The organism is bacterium, from assembly GCA_030654305.1.
Classification (GTDB): domain Bacteria; phylum Krumholzibacteriota; class Krumholzibacteriia; order LZORAL124-64-63; family LZORAL124-64-63; genus PNOJ01.
Genome location: JAURXS010000035.1, coordinates 1 through 1,325, shown reverse-complemented (window position 1 = coordinate 1,325; position 1,325 = coordinate 1). Strand labels below are relative to the sequence as shown.

Annotated in this window: 1 protein-coding gene; it reads right to left on the bottom strand. The window is 76.5% G+C overall.

What is annotated here, in order from left to right; all coding sequences use genetic code 11:
* The coding region (locus tag Q7W29_00835) for a glutamate synthase (protein MDO9170360.1) at nt 1-1,278 on the bottom strand (1,278 nt) is incomplete at its 3' end.
* Nucleotides 1,279-1,325 lie beyond the last annotated feature (47 nt).

Sequence of the window (1,325 nt, the reverse complement as noted above, 5' to 3'; positions counted from 1 at the left end):
CGCGGCGGCGGCCCGCGCCCGCCACGCCGCCAGGTCGGCGCAGCCGGCGGCGCGCATCTCCTCGGCGAGGCGGCGCAGCATCCCGGACAGGCGGCCGTAGCCGCCGGGCTTCAGCAGGTCGCTGCAGACGGTCACCGGCGCCAGCCCGAGCGCCACGGCTTCGGCCGCGTTGCCGCGCTCGATCCCGGCCGAGAACGACACCGGCACCTCGCCCCCGGGCCGACCGGCCAGGGCCAGGCGGCCGGGCAGGCGCGCGTCGAGCTCCGCGAGCAGGGTCGCGGCCAGCACGTGCAACGGCGCCCCCGACAGGTAGGCCTGCTCGCCCGGCAGACGTCCGCGGCCGTTGGCCACCACCAGGGTGTTGGTGAGCTTGACGCCGAAGCGCCTCCCCTGCGCGCGGGCGAAATCAGCCAGGCCGTCGACGAGTTCCAGGGCGCGGTCCATGGCCAGGTCCTCGGCGAAGGCCTGCGGCACCAGGGCCGCGTCGCGGTAGCCGAGCCGGTCGTGCAGGATCGCCGCCACCGCGTCGGGGCCCAGCAGCGTGGGGTTCAGCTTCACCGTGACGTCCAGGCCGTGGCGGGTCATCAGGTGGCGGACGATGTCCTCGATCTCCCCCGGCGGGCAGCCGTGGAAGGTGCTCAGGGTGGCGCCGGTGCAGAGGCGCGCCGGCACCTCGACGTCGCGCAGGGCGGCGAGCGGCCGCGGGATCTCGCGGCGCTGCGCGTCCACGGCCGTGCGCGCGTCGCCGAGGCGGTCCAGGAACGCGGCCATCGGCGCGCTGCGCACGCCGGCGAGGTCGTAGCCGCACGACAGCTCGAAGACGTGGCCGCCGGGCTCGCCCACCGCCGCGCGCACCGGCTCCCAGGCGCGCAGGACCGCGATCAGCAGCGCGGCCTTCGCGTACTCGCGCAGGGACTCGTCCAGGCGCAGTTCCTGGCTCCACTCGACGTTGTAGCCCTCGGCGGCCATGTCGATGCAGGGGCGCGGGATCTCCAGCTCGTCGAGGACCTGGACGGTCTTCAGTTCCAGCGTGCGCGCCCCGGCCAGCCAGCTCAGGGCCAGGTTCTGCGCCAGCTGCGTATGCGGGCCGGCGGCCGGGCCCAGGGGCGTGCCGACGGCGTGGCCGCCGACCGAGTCGGCGAGGTCGACGCCTTCGAGCGGCCGGTGCCACTTGCCGGTCGGCAGGTCGAAGATCGCGCCGCGGGCGTCCAGCTCGACGACGGCGCGCCCGAGCAGGTCGCGCAGCGGCCAGGGCGTCATGGCGGGGGGACGGTTCATGGGCGGGCCTTCCGGGGTGCGGGCGCGGGCCGGGCCGCGAAGTGGTC